Raw genomic sequence first — 4411 nt, 5'->3', positions numbered from 1 at the left:
ACGTATCAGACAAGATGCCGGGTATGTTGCTTATACAATAACTGAGAATGAATATTAAGAAGATATTAGTTTCCCAGCCTAAGCCCTCATCGGAGAAATCTCCATATTATGATATCTGCAATAAATATGGGGTTGAGATGGTTTTTCGTCCTTTCATCAAGATCGAGGGTCTGACCGCCAAAGAATTTCGTGCCGCCAAGGTGAATCTTGCCGATTATACAGGTATCATATTCACATCGCGCACAGCAGTAGATCACTATTTCCGTCTCTGCGAGGAATCGCGAGTGAAAGTGCCTGACACGATGCGTTATTTCTGCACTACCGAATCGATTGCGCTTTACCTTCAGCGTTACATCGTTTACCGCAAGCGCAAGATTTCGTTCGGTAAGACCGGCAAACTTGATGATTCCCAGCTTGTAGCTTCGCTTGTTAAAAACAACAAAGAGAAATTTCTTTTCCCGATTTCGGATGTGCACAAAGAGGATGTAGAGGAATTGCGTAAGCTTGGACTTGACGTGACCAAGGTTGTTATGTACCGTACGGTCAGCAACGATTTCCAACCCGATGAAGATCTTGACTATGACATGCTGGTGTTCTTCAGTCCTGCGGGAATCGCATCTCTGAAAAAGAACTTTCCCGATTTCAATCAGGATGAACGTCCCACTTATATAGCCACATTCGGCAGCACCACCGCCAAGGCTGTGGAAGATGCCGGTCTGCGGCTTGATATCTCCGCGCCGACAGTGGAGGCACGTTCGATGCCCGAGGCAATAGACAAATTCCTTGCGACCCACAGCAACGCGAATGCATAATCCCGCGTCATGAAAAATCTACAGGGCGCGGGACTGAGCAGGTTATACCTGAAGGATACGGCATTCCAGAATCTCATGCAGAAGCGCATTTTCAATGTGCTTCTGATAGCCACGCCCTACGATGCGTTCATGCTTGAGGAAGACGGTCGTGTAGACGAGCAGATATATTTCGAATATGTAAGGCTCAATCTCTCCTCTCCTCCGCGTTTTACGAAGGTTGCAAACTACGACGAGGCATATGTGGCGTTGGCGGATAACTCGTTTGATCTTATCATCGCCATGCCCGGTGTCGATGTCAGCGAGACATTCAGGGAAGCCGTAAACATAGACAATCTCTATCCGGACATACCGCTTGTAGTGCTCACCCCTTTTTCCAAGGAGGTGAGACGCCGCATAGCCAACGAAGACCTCAGGGGGGTGGACTACGTCTTTTCCTGGCTTGGCAATGTGGATCTTATCCTTGCCATAATCAAGCTGATAGAAGACCGGATGAATGCCGACACAGACATAGAGGAAGTCGGCATACAGGCTATTCTTCTGATAGAAGACTCCATACGGTTTTATTCATCGATTCTTCCGCATCTTTTTAAGTTTCTTCTCAAACAGTCGATGCGCTGCGCCACAGAGGCGCTGAACGAGCATGAGCAGATGATGCGTATGCGAGGACGCTCGAAAGTGCTCCTTGCGCGAGACTATGANGAGGCAAAGGGACTCTTTGACAAATACGGCGACAATATACTCGGAGTCATCACCGATGCCCGGTTTCCTGTGAATGGAGAAAAAGACCCCGATGCGGGTATGAAATTCGCCCGCATGGTCAGGAAACGCAATCCCTACATGCCCATTATCATGGAGAGTCAGGAGAGTGCGAACCGTACGTCTGCGGAAGCGGCTGGTTATGTGTTTCTTGACAAAAACTCAAAGACCCTCCCCCTTGATCTCCGCGAGGCGGTCTCAAAGAAATTCGGTTTCGGAGACTTCATAGTCCGTGATCCACAGAGCGGAAACGAGCTGATGCGTATCAGCAATCTCAAGGATCTGCAGAAAAGCATCGAATCCATACCTGACGACATACTCTATTACTATTGCTCCACCAACAGCATATCGCGCTGGCTCTATTCCCGTGCGCTCTTTCCATTGGCAGAGGTTTTCAAAGGGATCGAGCTGAGAGACATGTCCGACACGCCGCGGCTCAAGCAGATAATATTCGATACAATCGTGAAATACCGCCGCATGAAGAACAGGGGAGTCGTGGCGGTTTTCCAGAAAGAGAATTATGACAAATGGAGCAACTTCGCCCGTATAGGGGAAGGCTCATTGGGCGGGAAAGGACGCGGTCTTGCTTTTATCGACCAGATTATCAAGCGCAATCCCGTCTGTGACGATTTCGACGGAGTGCAGATAACGATACCGCATACAGTCGTAGTGTGCACCGATATCTTCGATGAGTTCATGGACAGCAACTGTCTGTATAAGATCGCGCTTTCCGACGCGCCGGATGAGGAGATACTCAAAGCTTTTCTACAGGCGAGTCTGCCGGATGATGTCATTGCCGATTTCGAGGCGTTTTTCGATGTTGTGCGCCGTCCTCTCGCTGTCAGAAGCAGTTCTCTGCTTGAAGACTCGCATTATCAGCCCTTTGCCGGAATCTATTCCACATATATGATTCCTTATATAGAGGACACGGCGGTGCGTATGCGTATGCTGACCGATGCAGTAAAGGCGGTTTATGCCTCCGTATTCTTTTCCGATTCCAAGGCATACATGAACGCCACCAGCAATGTCATCGATCAGGAGAAGATGGCGGTCATACTGCAGGAAGTGGCGGGAGAGGAGCATTCAGGTTTCTACTATCCGAGTTTCTCCGGAGTCGGACGCTCGCTGAACTACTATCCCACCGGCGATGAGACGGCTGAAGAGGGAGTGGTCGAAGTTGCCGCCGGTCTTGGCAAGTATATTGTTGACGGAGGAGTCTCTCTCAGGTTTTCCCCCTCGCATCCCGACAAAGTGCTTCAGACATCCACCCTTGAGCTTGCATTGCGCGACACGCAGACATCACTCTATGCGCTTCCGGAACACAACGGAGAGGCGGCGGAATTTCTTGTGGACGACAGTTTCAATATCAGCAGACTTAGTGTGCCAGATGCCTTCAAGACCGGCGCGTTGAAATATCTTGTGTCTACGTTCGATGTTGATGACAGGATAATCCGAGACACTGAATTCGGTCGGGGAAGGAAAGTGGTGACATTCGCGAATGTGTTGAAACATAATGTCTTCCCTCTTGCCAAGATTGCAGGCTTCATGCTTGAGACCGGACAGTATGAGATGGGTCGCCCGGTAGAGATCGAATTTGCGGGCAATATCAATCCAGTTCCCGGCAGGGATGGAGAGAAGGGCACTGTATACTGGCTGCAGATCCGCCCGATCGTCGACACTAAAGAGATGCTTGATGACTCCATAATGGATATTGAGGATAAAGATTTGATCCTGAGGAGTGAGACGGCGTTAGGTCACGGCATCATGGATAATGTGAAATATATCGTGTATGTGAAGCCGGACAAATTCGATTCTTCACGCAACACGGATCTGGTGAGGGAAATAGAGGAAATAAACGCCCGTTTTGTGGAAAAAGGGGAGCCTTACATTCTTGTTGGTCCCGGACGATGGGGATCGTCGGATCCTGCACTCGGTATTCCGGTGAAATGGCCGCAGATTGCCGGAGCGAGACTTATTGCCGAATCAGCGTTGCCCGGCTACAGGATAGAGCCATCTCAGGGTACACATTTTTTTCAAAACCTTACATCTTTCGGAGTCGGATATTTCACCATAGATCCCGATGGAGGGAATGGATTCATAGATATGGACTATCTTGATTCGCTTCCTGCCGAACAAGAGAGCGACAGCATCCGCATTGTGCGTTTTCCCGATTCACTGACCATTGCAATCAACGGCAGAAAGTCGAAAGGAATTGTCCGCAAGCCATAAATCGCTTTATAAACAGATTGTAAGAATGCAAAGAATATATTTGATTGCAGTTTGGACAGCTGTCTTTGTCCTGGTGTCGACATTCGCATCGTGCACGCCCAAAGAGGTGCGTGATAAACTTGTCGAAGCAGAATCGGTCATGGAGGAAATTCCGGATTCAGCCTTGCATATAATCGCATCTGTCGACACCACCGATCTGAGAAATCGTAAAGACTGGGCAAAATATGCCTTACTTAATGTCCAGGCTCGCACAAAGAATAATGAGATTATCACGTCAGATTCACTGATCAGCCGTGCTGTTACCTATTATCAGGAGAAAGGGGATTCACCGGATCTGATGAAAGCGTTGTTTTACTATGCAGATGTGCTATATAATCAGGGTAGATTCACATTGTCAATTCATAATTCTACGAATGCTTATGATTTGGCAAAAAAGTATATGGATGATTATTGGATTGCAAAGACAGCTGAACAAATGGCTTTTATACATTCTGCATCATTTAATTCGACTGAGTCCTTAAAATACATTAAAGAAGCTATTTCACTAGTGTCTCTTAAAAAGTGTTAATCAAATTCGAGGTCAAGAGTTGGATGGCAATTTGCTATTTGTGCTG

At 47.9% G+C, this 4411-nt stretch carries 3 protein-coding genes; all 3 read left to right on the top strand.

Annotation, left to right across the window (positions count from 1 at the left end; all coding sequences use genetic code 11):
* Positions 1-47 precede the first annotated feature (47 nt).
* The 3 genes from JX312_RS09705 to JX312_RS09695 all read left to right on the top strand — a co-directional run bounded on the left by JX312_RS09705 (position 48) and on the right by JX312_RS09695 (position 4365).
* Entirely contained in the window at positions 48-812 is a 765-nt protein-coding gene (locus tag JX312_RS09705; RefSeq protein ID WP_123407650.1) for a uroporphyrinogen-III synthase, read from the top strand.
* Positions 813-821: 9 nt separating this feature from the next.
* On the top strand, positions 822-3797 hold the full coding sequence (locus JX312_RS09700) for a PEP/pyruvate-binding domain-containing protein (protein WP_204457849.1): 2976 nt from the start codon (positions 822-824) through the stop codon (positions 3795-3797).
* A gap of 25 nt (positions 3798-3822) precedes the next feature.
* Positions 3823-4365: a tetratricopeptide repeat protein gene (locus tag JX312_RS09695; RefSeq protein WP_204457848.1), complete on the top strand. Its 543-nt coding sequence runs from the start codon at positions 3823-3825 to the stop codon at positions 4363-4365.
* Positions 4366-4411 lie beyond the last annotated feature (46 nt).

Origin of the sequence: Barnesiella sp. CU968 (assembly GCF_905219685.1) — a bacterium.
GTDB lineage: Bacteria > Bacteroidota > Bacteroidia > Bacteroidales > Muribaculaceae > Lepagella > Lepagella muris_A.
This window is presented reverse-complemented; position numbering and strand designations above follow the sequence as displayed.